At 61.1% G+C, this 22,219-nt stretch carries 19 protein-coding genes; 12 read left to right on the forward strand and 7 right to left on the reverse strand.

What is annotated here, in order from left to right:
* Position 1 precedes the first annotated feature (1 nt).
* The 3 genes from NKH73_RS12335 to NKH73_RS12345 all read left to right on the forward strand — a co-directional run bounded on the left by NKH73_RS12335 (position 2) and on the right by NKH73_RS12345 (position 3,196).
* Entirely contained in the window at positions 2-1,597 is a 1,596-nt protein-coding gene (locus NKH73_RS12335; RefSeq protein WP_352931682.1) for a phytoene desaturase family protein, read from the forward strand.
* A 4-nt stretch (positions 1,598-1,601) separates the two neighbouring features.
* Positions 1,602-2,465 (forward strand): amidohydrolase family protein, encoded by an 864-nt coding sequence (locus NKH73_RS12340; RefSeq protein ID WP_352931684.1) that lies wholly within the window; start codon positions 1,602-1,604, stop codon positions 2,463-2,465.
* 83 nt (positions 2,466-2,548) lie between these two features.
* On the forward strand, positions 2,549-3,196 hold the full coding sequence (locus NKH73_RS12345) for a TetR family transcriptional regulator C-terminal domain-containing protein (RefSeq protein ID WP_352931685.1): 648 nt from the start codon (positions 2,549-2,551) through the stop codon (positions 3,194-3,196).
* 28 nt (positions 3,197-3,224) lie between these two features.
* Here NKH73_RS12345 and NKH73_RS12350 read toward each other — a convergent pair whose 3' ends face one another.
* Together NKH73_RS12350 and NKH73_RS12355 are read right to left on the reverse strand one after the other, a co-directional pair.
* Entirely contained in the window at positions 3,225-4,262 is a 1,038-nt protein-coding gene (locus NKH73_RS12350) for a histone deacetylase family protein (RefSeq protein ID WP_352931687.1), read from the reverse strand.
* Positions 4,259-5,725, reverse strand: a complete 1,467-nt coding sequence (locus tag NKH73_RS12355) for an amidase (RefSeq protein WP_352931689.1) — start codon at positions 5,723-5,725, stop codon at positions 4,259-4,261. Before NKH73_RS12355 ends, NKH73_RS12350 begins: the two co-directional genes overlap by 4 nt.
* Positions 5,726-5,949: 224 nt before the next feature.
* On the opposite strand from NKH73_RS12355, the gene NKH73_RS12360 reads away from it, so the two are divergent.
* The 4 genes from NKH73_RS12360 (at position 5,950) to NKH73_RS12375 (ending at position 11,126) form a co-directional block, all read left to right on the forward strand.
* Positions 5,950-7,545, forward strand: coding sequence for an ABC transporter substrate-binding protein (locus NKH73_RS12360; RefSeq protein WP_352931691.1), 1,596 nt, complete (start codon positions 5,950-5,952; stop codon positions 7,543-7,545).
* A 132-nt stretch (positions 7,546-7,677) separates the two neighbouring features.
* Positions 7,678-8,613 carry an ABC transporter permease gene (locus NKH73_RS12365; protein ID WP_352931693.1) on the forward strand — a complete coding sequence of 312 codons (936 nt, stop codon included), beginning with the start codon at positions 7,678-7,680 and terminating at the stop codon, positions 8,611-8,613.
* Positions 8,614-8,620: 7 nt separating this feature from the next.
* A complete protein-coding gene (locus NKH73_RS12370; RefSeq protein WP_352931695.1) occupies positions 8,621-9,505 on the forward strand; it encodes an ABC transporter permease in 885 nt (294 codons plus the stop codon).
* Positions 9,492-11,126, forward strand: a complete 1,635-nt coding sequence (locus NKH73_RS12375) for an ABC transporter ATP-binding protein (protein WP_352931697.1) — start codon at positions 9,492-9,494, stop codon at positions 11,124-11,126. Before NKH73_RS12370 ends, NKH73_RS12375 begins: the two co-directional genes overlap by 14 nt.
* Positions 11,127-11,278: 152 nt before the next feature.
* Here the strand turns inward: NKH73_RS12375 and NKH73_RS12380 are convergent, their stop codons facing one another.
* The 5 genes from NKH73_RS12380 to NKH73_RS12400 all read right to left on the reverse strand — a co-directional run bounded on the left by NKH73_RS12380 (position 11,279) and on the right by NKH73_RS12400 (position 16,287).
* Positions 11,279-12,478 (reverse strand): mandelate racemase/muconate lactonizing enzyme family protein, encoded by a 1,200-nt coding sequence (locus NKH73_RS12380; RefSeq protein ID WP_352931699.1) that lies wholly within the window; start codon positions 12,476-12,478, stop codon positions 11,279-11,281.
* A gap of 31 nt (positions 12,479-12,509) precedes the next feature.
* The gene (locus tag NKH73_RS12385; protein ID WP_095486584.1) at positions 12,510-12,836 is read right to left on the reverse strand and encodes an NIPSNAP family protein; all 327 of its coding nucleotides are present in this window, start codon (positions 12,834-12,836) and stop codon (positions 12,510-12,512) included.
* A gap of 102 nt (positions 12,837-12,938) precedes the next feature.
* Positions 12,939-14,297: a mandelate racemase/muconate lactonizing enzyme family protein gene (locus NKH73_RS12390; RefSeq protein WP_352931702.1), complete on the reverse strand. Its 1,359-nt coding sequence runs from the start codon at positions 14,295-14,297 to the stop codon at positions 12,939-12,941.
* 59 nt (positions 14,298-14,356) lie between these two features.
* The gene (locus tag NKH73_RS12395; protein ID WP_352931704.1) at positions 14,357-15,523 is read right to left on the reverse strand and encodes a mandelate racemase/muconate lactonizing enzyme family protein; all 1,167 of its coding nucleotides are present in this window, start codon (positions 15,521-15,523) and stop codon (positions 14,357-14,359) included.
* A gap of 53 nt (positions 15,524-15,576) precedes the next feature.
* Positions 15,577-16,287 (reverse strand): GntR family transcriptional regulator, encoded by a 711-nt coding sequence (locus NKH73_RS12400; protein ID WP_352931706.1) that lies wholly within the window; start codon positions 16,285-16,287, stop codon positions 15,577-15,579.
* A gap of 214 nt (positions 16,288-16,501) precedes the next feature.
* Here NKH73_RS12400 and NKH73_RS12405 point away from each other — a divergent pair, with 214 nt between their 5' ends.
* The 5 genes from NKH73_RS12405 to NKH73_RS12425 all read left to right on the forward strand — a co-directional run bounded on the left by NKH73_RS12405 (position 16,502) and on the right by NKH73_RS12425 (position 22,208).
* Positions 16,502-17,980 carry an ABC transporter substrate-binding protein gene (locus tag NKH73_RS12405; protein WP_352931708.1) on the forward strand — a complete coding sequence of 493 codons (1,479 nt, stop codon included), beginning with the start codon at positions 16,502-16,504 and terminating at the stop codon, positions 17,978-17,980.
* Between the two features lie 77 nt (positions 17,981-18,057).
* Positions 18,058-19,017, forward strand: a complete 960-nt coding sequence (locus NKH73_RS12410) for a carbohydrate ABC transporter permease (protein WP_352931710.1) — start codon at positions 18,058-18,060, stop codon at positions 19,015-19,017.
* Positions 19,014-19,904 carry a carbohydrate ABC transporter permease gene (locus NKH73_RS12415; protein WP_352931712.1) on the forward strand — a complete coding sequence of 297 codons (891 nt, stop codon included), beginning with the start codon at positions 19,014-19,016 and terminating at the stop codon, positions 19,902-19,904. Before NKH73_RS12410 ends, NKH73_RS12415 begins: the two co-directional genes overlap by 4 nt.
* Positions 19,905-19,914: 10 nt before the next feature.
* Positions 19,915-21,012, forward strand: coding sequence for an ABC transporter ATP-binding protein (locus NKH73_RS12420; protein WP_352931714.1), 1,098 nt, complete (start codon positions 19,915-19,917; stop codon positions 21,010-21,012).
* Between the two features lie 32 nt (positions 21,013-21,044).
* Positions 21,045-22,208 carry a mandelate racemase/muconate lactonizing enzyme family protein gene (locus NKH73_RS12425; protein ID WP_352931715.1) on the forward strand — a complete coding sequence of 388 codons (1,164 nt, stop codon included), beginning with the start codon at positions 21,045-21,047 and terminating at the stop codon, positions 22,206-22,208.
* The last annotated feature ends 11 nt before the right edge of the window (positions 22,209-22,219 follow it).

Below are 22,219 nucleotides of genomic sequence, written 5' to 3' on the forward strand. Positions count from 1 at the left end.
GATGGCGACAGCTTTCGACGCGATCATTGTCGGCGCCGGCCACAACGGCCTGGTGTGCGGCGCCTATCTGGCACGGGCCGGCGTCAAGGTCTGCGTGCTGGAACGGCGCAGGCTTGTCGGCGGCGCGGCGGTGACCGAAGAAGTCTGGCCCGGCTACAAGGTCTCGACCGCCTCCTACATCATGGGCCTCATGCAGCCCAAGGTCATTTTGGACCTCGAGTTGCAGAAGCACGGCTTCGAGGTTCTGGAACCCCCGCCCACCGTATTTCCGCTCGCCGACGGCCGGACGTTCACAATGTGGGGGTCGCCGGAGAAGTTCCGCGCCGAAATCGCCAAGTTCTCCAGCAAGGACGCCGAAGCCTATCCGGCCTATCGCGAATTTCTGCTGGGCGTGGCGCCATCCCTCAAGCAGCTTCTGTTCGAGACGCCGATCAATCCTGGCGGCAAGACTCCCAGGGATCTGGCGAAGCTGATCGGCTTCGCCTGGCGCTTCCGCAAGATCGGCTCGAAATTCTATGACATATACGATCTGCTGACGCTCAGCGCCTACGACATGCTGAGCCGCTGGTTCGAATCCGATGTCGTCAAACTGGTGCTGGGCTTCTTCGCGGGCGGTGGCGGCGGCAATTCCAGCCTGCGCTCGCCCGGCTCGGCTTACATGCTGGTGCGCTCGGTGGTGCGCGATCAGTCGACGCCTGCAGGACCGTCCGGTTTCATCAAGGGCGGTATGGGTGAAATCTCCAACTCGATCCGTCGATCCGGCGAGGCGCATGGCATGACCGTGCGCACCGACGCCGAGGTAAAGAAAATCCTCGTCAGGAACGGCGTCGCGCATGGTGTCCAGCTGATGTCCGGCGAGACGATCGAAGCCCGCATCGTGGTCGCCAACGCCAATGCCAAGACCACCTTCCTCAAACTGCTGTCGCCGGACCAGCTTCCGCCAGGGTTCGTCAAGGAGATCGAGAATTTCCGGACGCAATCGACTGTCTTCCGCATCAACCTGGCGCTGAACGGACTGCCGAGCTTCCCCCGCCTCACGGCAAGGGAGCTTGGTTTCGACTACCCAGTCCAGCTGACCATCGGCGACAGCGTCGATTACATGGATATGGCGCACGACGGTGCCCGCTACGGCAGGATCGCCGAGCGACCGTTCCTGATCGTCAAAACCCCGAGTGTGGTCGATCCGTCGCTCGCGCCACCGGGTCATCACGTCATGAACATCTTCGGCGGGCATGCTCCCTATGCGCTGCGTGAAGGTGACTGGGACAGCCGCGGCGAAGACTTATACGAAAGCGCCATGCGGGTGCTGCGTTTGCATTCGCCGGACCTGGAGAAGCGGATCGTGCATCGCCAGGTCCTGACGCCTCTCGATCTCGAACGTATCTTCGACCTGCCGAACGGCCATGTCCATCATGGCGAGATCAGCACCGATCAGATATTCTTCAAGCGCCCCGCCGCGCAATATGCCGACTACCGCACACCCATCGGCAAACTCTATCAGTGCGGTGCCTCCACCCATCCCGGCGGCGGCGTCACCGGCGTACCCGGTCACAATGCGGCGCGTGTCATCCTGTCCGAACGACGGCATTGGACATAGGATCATGTGGATCGATTTCTCAAGCCGGCCACCATCTCCCGGATTCACCGCTGCCGCACCACATCTGCAGAACTATCGCCGCGTCTATGCAGCCAGCGAGAAGCTCTCCGCCGGCTCCGATGCGGCACGGGATCTGCAAAGCTATCTCGAAACATACGAGAGGCTCGGCGCAAGCCATGTCGTGCTCAAGGCGAGAGATGTGGAGACGACTTTCGGCTTCAAGATATCCAACGAGACCGTTGCCGCGTTCTGTGCCGCGAACGGCCCTCGCTACATCGGCTTTGCCGGCGTCGATCCCCACAAAGGCAAGTCGGCGGTCGCGGATCTGGAGCGCGCCGTGCGCGAACTTGGCCTGCGCGGGCTCAACCTGCAATGTTTCGAGCTGAAGCTCTGTCCCAACGACCGGCTGCTCTACCCGCTTTACGAGAAGGCCGTCGAACTGGGGATCCCCGTCAACATTCATTGCGGGATCAATTTTTCGACAGCGACGCCGATGCGGTTTGGCAAGCCGGAATATCTCGACGAGGTTATGATCGACTTTCCCGGGATGAAAGTCTGCGCGTCGCCGCCAGGCTGGCCGTGGGTCAACGAGTTGATCGGCGTTGCCTGGCGTCATCCGAATTTATGGATAGGGCTGCTCGCGGTGCGGCCGTCGCTGTTGGCGAAGGCCCATTCCGGCTACGAGCCGCTTTTGCAATACGGCCGCACCTTGCTTCAGGACAAGATCATCTTCGGCACCGCTTTTCCGATGCTGGCGCCCGAACGCGCGCTCGGCGAGTTAGAGGCGTTGCCGATCGAAGCTGCAGTGCGTCGCAAATGGCTGCATGACAACGCAGCGTGTTTTCTAGGGCTGGGTGAGGTCCAATAATTGGTGAGTGACGAAGCCTTGTGCCGGCTTTGCCGAAACTGCTATCCAGATTCAACAATTCTCGGTTGAAGCCGCGCGACATTATGAATCAGACCGCAGCAAAAGCTGAAAAACGGACCAACACGAGGCGCACCCCGACGCGCGAGGATCAGGTGCTCGAACGTCGTCGTTCGCTGCTGGAGGCAGCCCTCACCGTCATTGCACGCAAGGGCCTGGCCGGCTTCACCATGAACGACATCGCCAGGGAGGCTGGATGCAGCTATGGCGTCGTGTCCTTTCACTTCAAATCGAAGGAAGGCATCACACTGGCCGCCCTCGATCATGTGGTCGAGGAATATGACCGCAATCTGAACCGGCCGGAATTCGATTCGCCGGTGGCGCGTCTGCTAGGCATGATCGCGCTCGATTTCGACACTGAGATGTCGAACCCGGGACACATAGCCGTCTTCACCGCCTTCTGGGCGGAATCGGTGCGCAATCCGGAGTATCAGCGGCGCTGCGCCGAGTTGAAAGCGCGCTACGATGCCGTCGTGAAGGCCGATATCACCGCGCTTGCCGAGCGCCGAGGTCTGGATCTCGACGCTGCCATGGTGGCGCGCAGCCTAAACGCTATGATCGACGGCCTGTGGATTTCCGGACAGGTTTTCGGAACGAGCGGCCCCGCGGCGCGGGAGATGGCCAAGAAGGCCTGTCTGTTTTATCTAAAGACGATCTTTCCTGGCGATTTCTGATCGTCCTGGCCCGCACCCTCCAGCCGCATCAGGCGGAGAAACCATCTTCGAAGCCGCTCAGCGTGTTGACGACATTGATGCCGAGATCTTCCACCGCATAGCCGCCCTCCATGATGAACACGGTCGGCACGCCAAGACGGGCGACGGCGCGGCCGATCTTCGAGAAATCGTCGCTCTGCAGCTTGAATTTCGAGATCGGATCGCCGTCGAATGTATCGACGCCGAGCGAGACGATGAGCGCTTCGGCGCCGAACCTTGCAATGCGCGACAGCGATGCGTCGAGTGCCTCGCCATAGACATCGAACTGGGTTCCCCAAGGCAAGGGCAAATTGAGGTTGAAGCCGAGGCCGGTCCCCCGCCCTGTCTCGTCGGCATATCCCATATAGTATGGGTACTCCAGCGTCGGATCGGCATGGATGGAGACCGTCAGGATGTCCTCGCGGCCGTAGAAGATGTCCTGCGTGCCGTTGCCGTGATGATAGTCCACATCCAGCACTGCGACCCTGGCGGCGCCATGGTCGCGAAAGGCCTGCGCCGCAACCGCGGCATTGTTGATGAAACAGTAGCCGCCGAAATAGTCGCGGCCCGCATGGTGTCCTGGCGGTCGGCAGAGCGCGAAAGCGGTGCGGTCTCGCCCTGCCGCCAGGGCTTGGGCCGTTAACGCGACGTTGGCGGATGCCGATACGGCCCGCCATGTGCCTTCCATGATCGGGCTGCTCATGTCGATACAGAAGCGGCCGAGCTCCGCGCCGATCCGCTGCGTCTTCAGACGGTGCGAGCGGGGCGGCGGCCAGGCATTCGGAAAGGCATCGATTGGCCCATTCTCGGCTGACCACCGGTCCCAGAAGGCCGACAGAAACGCGACCAGCGCCTCGTCATGAACCTTGACCAGCGGCCCCGTTCCGAAGTCGCGCGGTTCGATCGTTTGGTCGCCGAAGACATGCCTGATCCGTGCCAGGACGAGTTCGGCGCGGCGCGGCATCTCGAAGCTCGGCACGCGCTTGCCACGAATGAATTCCGCCTCGGCGTCCTGAAGCGCGTGTAGCGGGGAGTATACGGTTTTCATGCAGGGGTGGTTTCCGATGGCAGGGGCTGTTTGGTTGCGACCGCAGGTCGGTCGCGCACCCCGGTGTACCATCCGCCAAGCGCCTCCTCATAGGCCAGACCGGCGGTGAAGACCAACTCGTCGCCGTAGGTCGGGCCGACGATCTGGATGCCGGTCGGCACGCCGGTCGATGCTCGTCCAGATGGGACGCTCAGCACCGGACAGCGGCTCAGCATGTTGAACGGATAGGTCATCGGCCAGCCGATGGAGGGGTGCACGTCCCTGCCGTTTATCGTCACCTTGTCTTTCGACGGATCGTGATCGGCGGCGACCGCAGCGACCGCCAGCGTCGGGCAGATGAACACATTGTGGCTTTCGAGCAGCGGCCCAAGCGAGGCATACATGTCGCCTGCCGTGTACATCGACTTGAGGAAGTCCTGGCAGGTGTTTTCGCGCGCGCCTTCGGCAAAATGGCGGGCATAGCCGGTCAGAAGCTCGCCCCTGGTGTCCAGATATTCCGCAAGCCACGAACCGAAGATGGTCCTGAGATGGCTCATCGCGGCGCGTTCGCTCTCCTTGGTCCAGCCAAGATCGACTTCCTCGACAGTGGCGCCGAGCGAGCGGAAGACGTCGAGTGCCGCAAGAGTGTTGCGCCTGACTTCCTCGTCGACCTCGAAATAACCAAGATCCAGCGAATACGCGATCTTCCAGCCCCTGATGCCGCTGTGGTCGGGAGTGATCGTCAGCTTGGGCCGCAGCGACGCTATATCAAGCGGATCAGGCCCACACATGACGTTTTGCATTAGCAGGCAGTCCTCGACGGAGCGCGCCATCGGGCCCGGATGATTGTACGGGTCCAGGTTGAAGGGCGCGGAAGATGGGTTGCGTCCAAAGGGCGGCTTGTAGCCGACGACCCCGCAGGCCGAAGCCGGAATGCGGATCGAGCCGCCAATGTCGGAGCCGTTGGCGAGCGTCGTCAGCCCGGCGGCAAGCGCGGCGCCCGACCCGCCGGAAGAGCCGCCCGGGGTATAGTCGAGGTTCCAGGGATTGCGGGTCACTCCCCAGAGCCGCGAGTGGGTGACGCCCTCGCAGGAAAATTCCGGCGTCGTGGTGCGGCTGTGGACGACAGCGCCGGCGTCGAGCAGACGTTGCACGACCGTGCTGGTGGTCTGGGCGACATTGTCCTTGTAGATCAACGACCCGTATGTCGTGACCTTGCCGGCGATGTTGCTTTCGTCCTTGATCGCCGTGGCGACGCCTTCCAACGGCCGCAGCCGGCCGTCGGTCATCGCATACCGGCGCTCCGCGTTCCTTGCAGCATCAAGCGCCTCCTCGGCGTAGACGAAACTTGTTGCGTTGATGGTGCCGCTTGTCTCCTGGATGCGTTGCAGCTGCGCCTCGACGATCTCGACCGGCGATAGGGTGCGATCGCGAAACCGACGCAGCGCCTCGCTGGCCGTCAAATAGCAAAGCTCGAGCGTCATCCAGCCATGTCCCCTTCAGTCAGCCCGTGTAGCCTGGAAGAGCATATCAACAAATCATGATTGATTGGTCAATCAGAAATCATTGACAAGCTTTTGATGGCTGGCTAGCGTTGGGCCGATAATGGACATCGCCGCGTTTCGAGAGCGGCATTGCCACAAGCGTCGGTCGAAAGAGCCTGTGTTTCGGCCGGCAAAAAGGGGAACAGGCGTTTCGAGGAGAAACCATGTCTGAATTCAGCTATTGGGCCGAGCGCTTCAAGAAGGGTCAAATCTCACGCCGTGAATTTCTCGGACGCTCCGCTGCATTCGCTGCCGCTGTCGGGCTGGGCCCCACGTCATTTGCGAATTTTGCGCTCGCAGAGGAGCCCAAGAAAGGCGGATCGGCGCGCTTCGGCATGTCCGACGCCTCGCAGAACGATACGCTCGACCCGGGCACCTGGCCGGCGAGCTTTGCCCAGGCAGCCTTCAACGGCTCGCTGTGCAACAACCTGACTGAGATCGCGCCCGACGGCAGCATCATCGGCGATCTCGCCGAAAGCTTCGAGCCAAATGAGGGCGCCACCAAATGGCTGTTCAAGCTACGCAAGGGCATCACCTTCCATGACGGCAAGAGCCTGACCGTCGAGGACGTCCAGGAATCCTTTCGCCATCATATGGGCGAAAAATCCACCTCCGGCGCCAAGTCGATCCTGTCGCAGGTCGCCAGCATCGACAAGGACGGCGATGGCAACGTGGTGTTCGCGCTGAAATCTGGCAGCGCCGATTTCCCCTATCTGGTCGCCGACTATCATCTGTCGATCATGCAGGCGAAGCCGGAGGGCGGCATCGACTGGCAAAAAGGCGTCGGTACCGGCAGCTTCAAGCTGGAGGATTTCGAGCCAGGCACATCGATCAAGATGACCCGTAATCCTAACTACCACAAGGACAACAAACCTTATCTCGACGAGTTCGAGTTCATCAGCATCGTCGATCCCACCGCACGCACCAACGCGTTCGTCACCGGTGAGGTCGACTTCATGAACGATCTCGAGGTGAAGAATATGCCGCTGGTCGAGCGCAACGCAGATCTGGAAATACAGCGCGTGCCGAGCCTGCGTCACTTCACCTTCGACATGGACACCTCGGTCGCGCCGTTCGACAATGTCGACGTGCGCTTGGCGATGAAATACGCGCTCGATCGCGACGATATCCTGCGCAAGGTGTTCTTGGGCGAAGGCAAGAAGGGCAACGACACGCCCGTCGCCTCCGCCATGCCGTTCTACAAGGACCCGCAGCCACAATTCGACTACAACATCGAGAAAGCCAAGGAACATCTCAAGAAGGCCGGCCTGACGTCCATCGACGTCGATCTGTCGGTTTCCGAAGCGGCATTCCCGGGCTGCATAGACGCAGCCGTGCTCTACAAGGAGCAAGCCGCGAAGGCCGGCATCAACATCAACATCATCCGCGAGGCCGACGATGGCTATTGGGAAAACGTCTGGCTGAAGAAGCCGTTCAGCGGCGTGGACTGGTATGGCCGTGCGACATGCGACTGGCTGTTCTCGACTGTGCTGGCCGCCGACGCGCCCTGGAACAGCACGCACTGGAAGAACCCCCGCTTCAACGAGCTGCTGATTGCAGCCCGCGCCGAGACCGACCAGGCCAAGCGCGCGACGCAATATGGCGAAATGCAGCAGATCGTGCATGACGATGGCGGCATGATCACGCTTGCCTTCGTCAACTGGAACTACGGCCTGTCGAAGAAACTCGGCCACGGAACTATCGGCGGCATCTTCCCGTGCGATAATCTGCGCATGACCGAGCGCTGGTGGATGGTCTAGTCTTGTGCCGAAGGCGGGCTGGCGCCTTCCAGCTCGCCTTCGGCGTCTGGGCGTATCGGATGCGGCCGCAAGGCCGCATAAATCCCCGTTGAAAGGACCACCGTGAATTCGACCAGACATCCGGTAGCGCGAATGCTTTTGCAAAGGATGGCGCTTGGCTTCCTAAGCCTTGTGATCGTGTCGTTGGTGATCTTCCTGGCCGTCAGCATGCTGCCCGGCGATTTTGCGACCGCGATTCTCGGTCGTTCGGCAACGCCCGAGACCGTGGCGGCGTTTCGCGAACAGCTCGGTCTCAATCTGCCGTGGTACCAGCGCTATCTGTCGTGGCTTGGTCACGCTCTGACCGGTGATTTAGGACAGTCCTTCTCGTCGCGGCCGGTAGGCCGCATCATCGGGCCGCGCCTCCTCAACACGTTGTACCTGGCGGCACTGACAGCGCTGATCGCGGTGCCTTTGGCCATTGGCCTTGGCATCGTCGCCGCACTTTACCGCAATCGCTTCCTCGACCGCCTTCTCAGCGCATCGAGTCTTGCGTCGATCTCCATCCCGGAATTCTTCTTCGCCTATATCATCATGCTGGTCTTCGCGATCAACCTGCACTGGTTTCCGTCGCTGTCGAGTATCCGGCCGTCGATGCATCTAGGTGACCAGCTCATGCGCATGGTGCTGCCCGTGCTGACGCTAACGCTTGTCATCCTGGCGCATATGATGCGCAACACGCGCGCCGCGATCATAAGCGTGATGTCGCGCCCGTTCATCGAAATGGCGCAACTCAAGGGCGAGTCCGCCGCTCGCGTAGTGGTGCGGCACGCGCTCCCCAACGTCGTCGGGCCGATCGCCAGCGTGGTTGCGCTGAACCTCGCCTATCTGATCGCCGGCGTCGTGGTGATAGAGGTGGTGTTCGTCTATCCCGGCATCGGCCAGACCATGGTGGACGCGGTGCGCAACCGCGATATCCCGGTCATCCAGGCCTGCGCGCTGATCTTTTCGGTCACCTACATTCTGCTCAACCTGATTGCCGACATCATCTCGATCGTCAGCAATCCAAGGCTCCTCCATCCGCGCTGAGATTGACATGGCATTGTCCGACACCCAGCGTCCCGAACGGGTAGAAGGCTTTCTCGCCAAGGCCAGGCGCCGTCTGCGCCGTGCGCCGCCGACAGCATGGTTCGGCATAGCGGTGCTCGCCATCTACCTTGCCGCGGCAGTGTTCGCGCCGCTGATCGCGCCCTATGGCGAGTATCAGGTCGTGTCGGAAACGCCGTTCGAGCCATGGAGCAGCCAGTTCATCTTCGGCACCGACCAATTAGGACGCGACCTGTTCAGCCGTTTGATTTTCGGCGCGCGCAATTCGATCGGTATCGCCTTTGTCACCACGCTGCTGGCCTTCGTCATCGGCGGTAGCCTCGGCATCATAGCAGCCGCGTTGCGCGGCGTGGCGGACCAGGTGCTCAGCCGCTTCGTCGACTCGGTCATGTCCATCCCCGACCTCATCTTCACGCTGATGCTGCTGGCAATCTTCGGCTCCAGCGTGCTCAACCTGGTGCTGATCATTGCGGTGATCGATTCCACACGGGTCTTTCGCCTGTCACGCGCGGCGGCACTCAACGTGGTGACGTTGGAATTCGTCGAGGCCGCCCACGCCAGGGGCGAGAAACTACCCTGGATCGTCACCCAAGAAATCCTGCCCAACATATTGCCGGTGCTGATCTCCGAATTCGGCATGCGGTTCTGTTTCGTCTTCCTGGCCATTGCCGCGCTGTCCTTCCTAGGCGTCGGCCTTCAGCCGCCCATGGCCGAGTGGGGCTCCATGGTGCGCGACAACGCCGCTTTGATCAGCAGCGGCGACATCACACCGCTCATCCCGGCGGCGGCCATCGCGCTGCTGACGGTCGCCGTCAATTTCGTTGCAGACTGGTTTTTGAATGAATCAAGTGGTCTTTCCGATGACGAGCGCTAGTCGGCCCGCCGGCGCCGACAGCAGAGTCCTGACGGTCTCCGACCTCCGCATCGAGGCGAAGGTTGGCGGCGTCTGGTCGGAGATCGTCAAAGGCATCAGTTTTAGTTTGAAACGCGGCGAAGTGCTGGGGCTGGTCGGAGAGTCAGGGGCCGGCAAATCGACGATCGGGCTTGCCGCCCTTGCTTATGTACGTCAGGGATGCCGCATCAAATCGGGCAGCGTCGTCTTCAACGGCGAAAACATCCTGGACTTGCCGGAGACCAGCCAACGCCGCCTTCGAGGCGTTCGCATAGCTTATGTCGCGCAGAGCGCCGCGGCTTCTTTCAATCCAGCCATCCGCCTGATTGATCAGATCGTGGAAGCCGCCGTCTCACGTGGCGGCCAGCGTCGGCTGGAAGCCGAGACCAACGCACGTGCCCTGTTTCGAGCGCTGCAACTGCCGGACCCCGACCATTTCGGCAGGCGCTATCCGCATCAGGTCTCGGGCGGGCAGCTGCAGCGCGCCATGGTCGTCATGGCCATGATCTGCAAACCGGATCTGATCATATTCGACGAACCAACGACGGCGCTCGACGTGACCACCCAGGTCGAGGTCCTGGTCTCGATCAGAGAGGCCATTCAGCAGTTCGGCGTTGCCGCCCTCTACATCACCCACGATCTGGCGGTCGTCGCGCAGATGGCAGACCGGATCATGGTTCTGCGCCATGGCGAGGCGGTCGAGGAGGGTCCAGTCTCGAAGATGCTGACGCAGCCGGAACATCCCTATACGAAGTCGCTCTGGGCCGTTCACGACATTCCGACGTCGGCGAGGTCCGAGGCGCCGGAGCTTTTGCGGATCGATCGTCTTAGTGCATCCTACGGTTCATTTCAGGTGTTGCGTGACGTGTCCGTGGTGGTCGGCCATGGCCAGACGGTGGCGGTGGTCGGCGAATCCGGATCCGGCAAGTCGACGCTTGGCCGCATCATCGCAGGTCTGATGGCGCCTGAAAGCGGTTTACTTTCGTTCAAAGGCGAACCGTGCGCACCGCTCGTGCGCCAGCGGTCAAAGGACACGCTGCGCAAAATCCAGATCATCTACCAGTCGGCCGAGACGGCACTGAACCCCCGTCAAACAGTGCGAAAGATCATCGGCCGGCCGCTGAAATTCTATCATGGTCTGTCCGGCGCGGCACGGACGCAGCGCATCGTCGAGCTGCTGAAGACGGTAGAGCTCGACGCCTCCTACATTGACAGGCTGCCCGCTCAGCTGTCGGGCGGCCAACGCCAACGCATCGCTATCGCGCGGGCGCTGGCTGCCGAGCCGGAACTGATCGTCTGCGACGAGATCACATCGGCGCTTGACCAGATTGTACAGGCTGAAATCTTGAAGATGCTGGTCTTCCTGCAGCAGAGATTGGGCGTGTCCTATCTCTTCATTACCCACGATCTCGCCACGGTGCGCGCCATTGCCGACGATGTCGTCGTCATGCACAAGGGCACGGTGGTCGAACAGGGACCCAAGGACGAGGTGCTGGCGCCGCCGCACAAGCCCTATACTGAACTCTTGCTGGCATCGGTACCCGAAATGGCCGCTGGCTGGCTCGACAATGTCATCGCGGCCCGTCGGCTTCGCGAGAACTAAACGGAAAGCCACACCGGCCGAGCGACAATGCCGGGGCCGCGCCGATTTATCCGCGTGACCAAGTGGCCAGGCAATGTCGAGCTCAAGCACGACACGATTGCATCTGGACCGCTGATGCCGCGGTCTGGCAGACCGCGATGCTCGATGCCCAATCAGTCGAAGAACCCGGCGTCCTCTTCCAGCAGATACTTCTTGGCGCCTTGGGCATCGATGTCGAGGCCGAGCCCGGGAGCTTCGAGTAGATCGATCATCGAATCCTTCACGACCTGCTCAGGCAGGCCAATGACGATGTCGTTCCACCACGGGTCCGAAGCGCTGGGATATTCGAATGCCACGTAATTGGCGGGCAACGTGGCACACACATTGATCAGCGCGCCGAGGCCGAGCAGGCCGTTCGCCGTGCCGTGCGGCGCCATCAGGATCGAGTGCATATAGGCGTGCTCGGCCACCCATTTGAGCTCGGCTATGCCACCGATATCGGCAGGATCGGGACCAATGACGCGCACCGCCTGCGTCTCGATCAGCTCCTTGAAATTGTGCCTGAGGTAGATCTGCTCGCCGGTATGGATTGGCGTTGAGGTGGAGGTGGTCAGCTCCCGATAGGCCTGCGGATTGACCCACGGCACATAGTCGCCGGTCAGCATGTCCTCGAGCCACATCAAATTGTATTTCTCGACCGCGCGAGCAAACTTGATCGCATCCGGCAGCATCCAGCCCGGGCCGCAGTCGAGTGCCAGGCTGACCTTGTCGCCCAGCACTTCCTTCATCGCGATCACGCAGTCGAGCATGTGATTGAAACCGCGCTCGCTGATCATGCCCTGATCCATGGCGCCGTGATAGCCTGCCTTCTTCTGCGTCACGCCGTAATGGAAGCCCTCGATAGTGTCCTTCATGTTGGAGTGGAACGAGATCCCTTGCTTGACCATGAAGAAGTTCTGAGGCTGCTCCATCATCCATTTGACATCAGCGGCGTAGTCCTCCGGCCGGTCGCCGGTGCGTTTCTGACGGATCGAGCCGTTGTAGACGCGCACCTTGTCGCGCACCTTGCCGCCGAGCAGTTTGTAGGCCGGCACGCCTGCAGCCTTGCCGGCAATGTCCCATAGCGCATGCTCGATAGCGCTCACCGCCGCCCCATAGGGCTTGAAAGAGCCGCGTTGGCGGATCTTCAGCATCACCCGCTCGACGTCGGTCGGGTCCTCGCCGATCAAGGCCTCGCGGAAATGCAGCACCCAGGGCTTGAGATAGGGCTTGGTGTACTCGACCTCGCCCAGGCCATAGAGGCCCTCGTCGGTCACGATGCGAACGATGGGGTGCTTGCCTATCACAGCGCAGCGCAGGTCGGTGATCTTCATGGCGCAGTCCTATTTCACAGACGAGGCAGTCCTATTTCACAGACGAGAAAGCTGTCGGCGTGAGCAGCTGGCTGCTGATATTGGCAATGATCTGCCCGTCGCGCTCAGACTCGTCCCGGGCTCTGTGCCATGCCGGATCGGTGACGAAAGCCGCCCATTTCGCCTCACGCTCGGCCAGCGATTCCCAGGCGAGGAAATAGGTGAGGCGATTGCTGTTTTCGCCGATCGCCGTGGTGAAAAACCCTGCTTGGCGGATGCCATGCCTCTCCCAGATGGCCAGCGTTTGGTCGGAAAAGCGCTTGAGCAAAGCCGGCAGCCTGCCCGGCAGGCAGTCATAGATACGCAGTTCGTAGATCATGGTTTCGTCCGTTTCTTTCTTCGCCTCTCCATCGGGAGAGGTCGACACGAATGGTCGGTCGTTGGCCCTGTGAGCGTGGGGAATGAGGGAAGGGGGTCAGGGCTAACTCCAAGTCCGGTCCCAGCTATATTCATTGTCCCAATGCTCGGTGGATTGCCATATCCCCGTGACACCCGGCTGCAGATGCCGCGAGATCACCTCGTCGACGACGTCGTCGATCCCCAGGCCCGGCTTGTCCGGAACAGTGATAAAGCCGTCCTGCACGAGCGGCTTGGGAACGCCGGTGACGATATCGTCCCACCAGTCGACATCGGCGGAGTGGTATTCGAGCGCCGTGAAGTTTTCGGTCGCAGTGGCGACATGTGCGGCGGCCATTGCGGCGATCGGGCTTTCCGCCATATGGATGGCCATGGCGACGCCGTGGTCCTGCGCCATGTCGCCGATCTTCTTGGTCTCGAGGATGCCGCCGCTGGTGAGCAGGTCCGGGTGGATGACGGAGAGGCCGCCGCTCTTGAGCAGCGGCTCGAAACCTTCCTTGAGGTAGATGTCCTCGCCGGTGCAGATCGGCACGGACGTCGCCTGCTGCAGCTGGCGATACTGCTCGGTGTATTGCCAGGGGATCACGTCCTCAAGCCAGGCTGGGGCGTATTTCTCGATCCGCCGGGCGAGACGGATGCCATCCTGCAGCGAGATGTGGCCGACATGGTCGATGGCAAGCGGGATCTCGTAGCCGATCACCTCGCGGACCTCGTGGATATATTGATCGAGCAGGTCGATGCCCTTTTCGGTGAAGTGAAGGCCGGTAAAGGGATGCGGCACGTTCTGCGCATCGTAGGCGAGATTGCGCGCCTTGCGCTCATCGAGCGCGCCGCCACGGCCGCGTGGATTGGCGTGAAACCCTTCGAGCGCGCCGGCGGGCGCGGCCACGACGCCCGGAACATGGGCGATCTGCATCAAACCAAGGTCCATCTTGAGGAAGGTGAAACCGCGGTCCATGCGCTCCTTGAGGCGCTTTCCGGTTTCGGTGCCGCTCGGTTTTTCGGCGTCGGTATCGCAATAGACGCGCACCTTGTCGCGAAACTTGCCGCCGAGCATCTGGTAGATCGGGACGCCATAGGCCTTGCCGGCGAGATCCCACAATGCGATTTCCACCGCGGAGACGCCGCCGCCTTGCCGGCCGTGCCCGCCGAACTGCTTGATACGGCGAAACAGGCGATCGATGTCGCAAGGGTTCTCGCCAAGCAGCCGGCTTTTCAGCATCAGCGCATAAGTGGCGCTGGCACCGTCGCGCACCTCACCAAGCCCGACGATACCCTGGTTGGTGTAAATCTTGAGCAGCGCCGAGGTGAACGGCGCGCCGACGATTTCGGCTACCCGCATGTCGGTGATGCGAAGGTCGGACGGCTTGGAGTTGGTGTTCACCCGATTGAGTGCCTCGTCGGCACTACCCGTCTTTGGCATGACTCATCCTCGTTCTAGGTCGGCGGGGCTTGCCGCCCCGCACTCTGGGCATCGAGTTGCTAGTCCAGCTCGATCTCGTGGGCCTGCAGGTAGTCGCGGTCCATTTCAATGCCGAGACCGTGCCTCGACGTCAGCTTCAGGGTGCCATTCGAAATGTCGAGAGGTCTGTCAATGAGGTGATCGTACTTGCCCAGGTTCCACTCCGACGTTTCGAGCTTGTAGAAGTTGGGAACGGTCATCATCACCTGCGCTCCCGCAACCACGTTGATCGGCCCCGCGGCATCATGCGGTGAGACCGGGATGTAGTAGGCTTCGCATAGGGCCGAAATCTTCTTGAGTTCGGTAATGCCGCCGGTCCAGGTCACATCAGGCATGATGTAGTCAGCGAGCTTGTTCTCGAGTACCGGGACGAAATCCCATTTCGTGTGGCCGCGCTCGCCCCACGAGATAGCGGCACTGACCTTCTCACGCACCTGCTTGAGTGCGTTAAGGCTCTCGGGCGGACAGGGCTCCTCAAACCAGTCGATCTGGCCGGCTTCCTCGAGGCTCCGACAGAGGCGAATGGCGGTGGGAACGTCGAAGCGGCCATGCGCATCGATGAGAATGTCGATGTCAGGCCCCGCCGTTTCGCGGATCAGCGTCGTGAGTTCGGCCGCTTCGCGCTCGTCCTTGCGGGTCATGCTGCCATCGAGGTAACCGTCCCGCTGTTCGCGGGACAAGCCATCGGAGGTACGGCCCTGGTGGGGGAAAGGATCGAACTTGAGCGCAGTGTGTCCGGACTCGACGATGTCCAAAATTTCGCGGACCACAGCCTCCTTGCTGGTGAATTTGGCCTGGTTAGGATGGGTATAGAGTGCGATTTCATCCCGTACCGGTCCGCCCAGCAGCTCGTAGATCGGTTTACCCAAGACTTTGCCCCGGATATCCCACAGGGCTATATCGATGGCGCTTACGCATTCGACGGCGGCGCCGCGGCTGCCCATGTAGGTGAAGCTGCGGAAAACCTTGTGCCAGAGATGCTCGATATGAGCTGGATTCTCGCCTGTCACGGCGACGCCGATCTGCCGCAGGATCGTACAGAGCGCGCGGTTGGCGAGCCTTGTGGTGGTCGTGATCTCTCCCCAGCCACTTACTCCCTCATCGGTCGTCACCTCGACGAACAGGAACTCTCCCCAATAGGAAGCATCGGACTTGATCAGCCACGGCCGAATGCTCGTGATTTTCATCTCAACTACCTTTTTCGAAATGGTCGGCCTAACGATGTTCTGGACTGGACATTCTATCCGGCCCGAGCGGCGTTGCGCGCTCGCATCTGTTCGAGAATATGCCGGCCCGAACCCTCGACATGGCGAGAAACGAGTTCGGCCGCCTTGTCGGCCTCTCCCGCCTTTACGAGCGCGATGAGTTCGCGGTGCTCGCGAATGATCGCGGCCCGCCGTGCAAGCGTGAAGTTGAAACGCCGGCTCACGGCTCGCAGCACTTCGCGATGCTTCCACCAAAGTTCGGCGGCATGGCGGTTATAGTGCCGCTGGTACATCACGGTGTGGAAAGCCGTATCCAGCTCGCTGTGTCTGAACGTATCGGCGAAGTTGTTCTCTTCGATCAGGCCTTGGAGACGTTCGAGCTCGGCGATGTCCTCGCCGGTCGCCATATTCACAAACCATCGCGTCAGGGCCGGCTCGATCAGAACACCGATCTCATAGATATCCCGGACAAAATCCTGATCTATGGGTCGGACGCGCGCCCCGCGGTTGGGGAGAAAGATGACAAACCCCTCCCCGCGCAAGAGCTGCAGGGCCTCGCGCACGGGGTTGGTCGAGGTGCCGTGACGCCGGGCGAGATCGGTGACCACAAGCCGTTCGTTGGCGGCGAGCCGTCCTTCGATGATGTCTTCCCTAATCAGTTCGTAAACTGAGGCGCCCTCGCTGGAGGCCCCTATGGGGTCAATCTCTGCCGGTGGCTTGGCTTTAAAATCACTTGTTTCGGCCAATGCCGGTTCCCCTATGCAGTACATACTCTGCCCGATATCACACACGGTTTCCACAAACAATGTACGATCCCATGCGTTGACAGGCAATCCATGATCTGAAAACGTACAAGATGATCGAAGGGATACATAGAATATGGGGAGGCGTCCCGCGGTCGAACGAGCTAGGCCGCTTTGCCTCGGCGCACGGCGGCGTGGAGAACCAGGGAGGATACCTATGACGAGGATTACGCTCGGCAGTGCGGTCCTGCGCGGCACTGTCGCCACTGCTTTGATGGCATCGCTGATGTCGACATCGGCACTCGCTGCGCCGCCGGTCGACCTAAGCAAGTGGTCGCCGGAATATGTGCGCTCCATTGCCGGCACACAGGATTTTGACACGGCAGCCGATTGCGGCAAGGTTACCCCGCTCGACTACAAGGGGCGACTGACTTTCTGGTATCAGGGCGTGTTCGAGGGCGACCCCGACCTCCTGCGCCAGTACTACAAGGAGTTCTTCGAGACCTTCCGCAAAACCTATCCGAACATCCAACTCGAGGAACAAGCCCTCACCTATAACGACCTTCTCGACAAGTTCCGCACTGCGCTCCTGGGCAATGCCGCGCCGATGGCGGTCCGCCTGCAAATCCTGGGTGGTACCGAGTTCGCGTCAAAGGGCTATCTGGAACCGCTCAAACCCGAGGATGTCGGCTATTCGACCGATGATTTCTGGCCCGGTGCCATGAAGGCCGTAACCTGGGAGGACGTAACCTACGGCATTCCGACCAACAACGAGACGATGGCGTTCATCTGGAACGCCGACATCTTCAAGCGGGCGGGCCTCGATCCGGACAAGCCGCCGGCAACTTGGGACGAGGTCGTCAAATATTCCAAGCAGATCCATGACAAGCTCGGCATTGCCGGCTACGGCCTCGTGGCTCGCAAGAATGCCGGCAATACGCCGTACCGTTTCATGCCACAGCTATGGGCTTATGGCGGCGGCGTCTTCGACGAAGCCACCGCGAACCCGACCTATGAGGAGGTCCAGCTCGGCAGCCCGCAGAGCAAGGCAGCGCTGCAAGCCTCGTACGACATGTACGTTCGCGACAAGTCGGTTCCGGTTTCGGCACTCACCAACCAGCAGGCCGATAACCAGCCCCTGTTCGTCGCCGGCCAGCTTGGCATGATGATCTCGCACCCATCGGACTACGACGTGATGCTCGACCTGCAGAAGAAGGCGACGGGCGCCGACAAGGACAAGGCGCAGACCGTCATCGACAACATGCGCTACGGCCTAATTCCGACTGGCCCCGACGGCAAGCGCGCCGTCGTGTTCGGCGGCTCGAACATTCACATCCTGAAGCCCGAATATGTCGAGGGCGGCAAGGTAGACGAGCCGGCCGCAAAAGCTATCATCTGCATGTGGACGAGCCCTGAATGGTCGCTGAAAATGGCCTACGCCGGCTCGAACCCGGGCAACCTTAACGGCTTCAAGACCAAATGGATGAAGGAACGCCTCGACAACATCGAGTTCCTCGATGTCACGACCTCGATGCTGCCATATGGCATCCCGTTCCCAGCGCTGCCGCAATCCCCCGAGATCATGAACATCATCGTCCCGGACATGCTGCAGAATGCCCTAACCGGGGCGATGACCGTCGACCAGGCAGCAGACGACGCGGCCCAAAGGGTCAAAGATCTGATGGGCGGACTCTAGTCCAAGCCTGACCTGCGATCTGGCCGGCTGCGCCGATAATGCAGCCGGCTCGTTCCGAAGAACGAGGGCACGCCACAGTGACGATCGTGACCGGCAAGGCCGAGGCTCGCCGAATATTGCAACCCGGTAAATCCGGCCTGTTGCGGAAGATATGGGAGCATCGCGCCGACTACGCGTACGTGCTCCCTGCGATCGCCGTGATGCTCATCGTCATCGCCTATCCGATTTACTACACGATCGAACTGTCGTTCTTTAAGACGCCGCCCGGCCTACAGCTCCGCGACAAAACCTTTATCGGCTTCGACAACTACACGACCATCCTCGCCAGTCGCGTGTTCTGGAAAGTCACCTGGAACACTCTGATCTGGACACTGGGATCCACCCTCATCTCCTTTGTCCTGGGGTTTGCCGCCGCGCTGGCGCTCCACCGCGATTTTATCGGCCGTGGTGTCCTGCGCGCCATCCTGATCATTCCCTGGGTCATCAGCGCGGTCGCCGCCTCTTATATCTGGAGGTGGATCTACCATTCGGACTTCGGGATCATCGGCGCAGTGCTGGTCGGTCTCGGATTGGCCGACCGGCCGCCGAATTTCATCGACAGCGTCAGCACGGTGCTGCCCTCCCTGATCGTCGTCAATATCTGGCGCGAATTTCCGTTTGCCATGATCATGATGATGGCCGGCCTGCAGACAGTCCCCGAACAGTTGCTGAGCGCCGCGAAAGTCGACGGGGCCAGTGCATGGCAGCGCTTCTGGCACGTCACCTTCCCGCATTTGCGCAACGTCTCGACAGTGACGATCCTGCTGCTCGCGGTGGCCAACTTCAATTCCTTCATTATCCCCTGGATCATGACCGGCGGCGGGCCGTCGAACGCATCGCATATCTGGATCACCCACATTTATGAGCTCGCCTTCGGCCGACAGCTCTGGGGCGTGGCATCGGCCTATTCGGTGCTCCTGTTCCTCATCCTGATGACGCTGGGCTACTTCTACGTCCGTGCGCTTAGCGGCAACGAGCGGAAAGAAGGGAGCGCATGAGCACGATTGCCGAGACAGCCCCTCGAGGCCAGACCCGGCGCCGCATGCGCATCGACGGATGGCGGTGGGCCGGGCGCATCTTCCTCGTTTTCATGCTGCTTTACACGGCATTGCCGATGATCTGGATGCTGATCACTTCGATCAAGTCCGGGTTCGCGGCGATGCAGTTCCCGCCACAATGGTGGCCGGACCAGCCTACCCTCGCCAGCTATCAAAAGCTGCTCGATCCGCAGAACAGCGTCGGTCAGGACTTCCTCCGCTTCTTCTGGAACAGCCTTTTCGTGTCGACAGTCACGACAATCCTTTCGGTGATCGTGGCTGTCCCTGCGGCCTACGCGTTTTCGCGCTTCAGTTTTCCCGGCCGAAACTTCCTGTTCTTCTCGGTGCTGCTGCGCAACATGTTCCCGGCGGTGATCTTTCTCGTGCCGCTCTTCATCTTGATGCGCGTGCTGGGGCTGGTGAACACGCATGGCTCGCTGATCCTCACCTATCTCACCTTCGGCCTGCCGCTGGCGATCTGGCTGCTCAAGGGCTTCTACGACAACATCCCGGTGCAGCTCGAGCAGGCGGCGCGCATCGATGGCGCAACGCGATTCCAGGCCTTCATCCTGATCGTGATGCCGCTCTCGACGCCGGGGATCATCGCCACCGCGATCTATTCCTTCATCGGCGCGTGGAACGAGTACATTTACGCTTACACCTTCCTCTCCAAGAACGAACAGCTGACCCTGCCGGTCGGCATCCAGCGCTTCTTCTCGGAAAACACGACGGACTTTCCGGGCCTGATGGCGGCCAGCTTCATGATGAGCGTGCCCGTCGTGGTGCTGTTCCTCGTCCTGCAACGATACTTCGTACGCGCCCTCACGGAAGGCGCGGTCAAGCATTAGGGAGTTGCCGATGGCCCACGTGGTCCTCAAAGATCTCGTCAAGACCTATGGCAGCTTCAAAGCCGTGAACGACGTTTCGTTGACGGTCAATGACGGCGAATTCGTTGCGCTCGTCGGCCCTTCAGGCTGCGGCAAGACGACCACGCTTAATCTCGTCGCGGGGCTGATCCCGATCACATCGGGCGACATCGTCATCGGGGAACGAGTGGTCAACGACCTCGACCCCAAGGATCGCGACATCGCAATGGTGTTCCAGAACTACGCGCTCTACCCGCAGAAATCGGTCTACAAGAACCTGGCGTTCCCGTTGCAGATGCGCAAACTCCCCAGGGACGAGATTGACAAGAAGGTCAAGGAAGCGGCGCGAGTGCTCGACATGACGCACTTGCTCGAGCGCAAGCCGCGCGAACTTTCGGGCGGGCAGCAGCAGCGTGTGGCCCTGGGCCGTGCCCTCGTCCGCGACCCCGCCGTGTTCCTGATGGACGAGCCGCTCTCTAACCTCGATGCCAAACTGCGCGTGCAGATGCGGTCCGAAATAAAGCGGTTCCATCAGGACCTGAAGGCGACGATCATCTATGTAACGCACGACCAGCTCGAGGCCGTGACCATGGCAGACAGGATGGCGGTGATGAACGGCGGCTACCTGCAGCAGTACGATTCGCCGGCGCAGGTTTTCGCCCATCCCGTGAACATGTTTGTCGCGAGCTTCATAGGCAGCCCGGCGATGAGCCTTATTCCGCTGGAGGCATCGACGGCAAACGGCAACGCCGTGTTGACCAGCGCGGAAGGCTGGCGCCTCGAGCTGTCGCAACTCAACGCGCTTAAGGTCCAGAGGGCGACGACCAAGAAGGTCGTCCTCGGAGCACGACACTCGACGATCAAGCTGCACAACAGCGCGGTCCCCGGCGCCATTCCGGCCAAGGCCTTTACGGTGGAACCAACCGGAGACGTGACCTTCGTGCAGGCGTTCCTCTCCGGCGCCATCGTCAACATCAGCGTGCCCCCCAACATCGCCGTCGCACCTGACGAACAGATCTGGCTCGAGTTCGATCAGGAGCGGATGCATCTGTTCGACGGCGAAACTGAAATGGCCCTCAAGGCGAGCTGAGTTACGGCGGCGGGTGTGGAACGTGGGCGTGCATGACTGAGAAGCTTAAGATCACCGCGATCAAGCCCTATCCAGTGTGGGTAGGAACGCGCAACCAGATGCTCGTCAAGGTCGAGACCGACCAAGGCATCTTCGGCTGGGGCGAGAGCGGCCTGAGCGGCCGCGAGAAGGCCGTGGCCGGCGCGGTCGAGCACTATCGCGAGTTCCTCATCGGCCGCGATCCGATGCAGATTGGCCGGATCTGGCAGGAGGTTTATCGCAGCCAATACTTCGAGGGCGGGCGAGTTCTGCAGGCGGCGATTTCCGCCATCGACATCGCCCTTCACGACATCAAGGGCAAGGCGCTGGGGGTGCCTGTCTACGAGTTGCTAGGCGGCAAGCAGCGCGACCGCGTCCCCACCTTCGCCTCGACCGGAGACGAGGCCGAGGGAGATGTTGCCATAGAACGAGCCCGCGAACTCCGCGCGCAGGGGTGGCAGGCGATCCGCTTCTTCCCCATCGGGCAAAACCGCAGGGACATCTTCGAGGCGCGCGAGTCGATCGGCGCTACCGCGAGTATGCTGAACAAGGCGCGCGAGGCGCTGGGCGACGACGTCGTCCTTGGCATCGACTATCATCATCGGCTCTCGGTGGCAGAGGCGGCGAGCTTCTGCAACAAGCTCGGCCGCGGCGTGCTCGATTTCCTCGAAGAGCCAATACGGGACGAGACACCGGAGGCCTATGAATCCCTGCGCACGATGACCGACGTCCCCTTTGCCATCGGCGAGGAATTTGCCAGCAAGTGGCAGTTCCTGCCCTACATCGAACGCGGCATTCACCAGTTCAACCGGCTCGATGTTTGCAATGTCGGCGGGCTCACCGAGGCAATGAAAGTCGCTGGCTGGAGCGAAGCGCACTACGTCGACCTGATGCCGCACAATCCCCTTGGCCCGGTGTGCACGGCCGCGACCATTCATCTCGCCGCCGCGGTCGCCAACTTCGCGTGGCTGGAGACCAGGGCGCCCGAAAGAAAGCTGGGCTTCGACAATTCCGACTTCTTCCCGGTGCAGCCACAACTCGATGGCGCCGATTATCCGATCGGTGACCTGCCGGGGCTAGGCGTCGAGGTCGACGAAAAGGCGATCCAGGCGGAGAGCTTCCGTTTCTGGGAAGCGCCTCACCTTAAGCGCCGCGACGGTTCTGTTACGAACTGGTAGTTTTCTTTCAA

It is taken from the genome of Mesorhizobium sp. M0938, assembly GCF_040319125.1.
Taxonomy (GTDB): domain Bacteria; phylum Pseudomonadota; class Alphaproteobacteria; order Rhizobiales; family Rhizobiaceae; genus Mesorhizobium; species Mesorhizobium robiniae.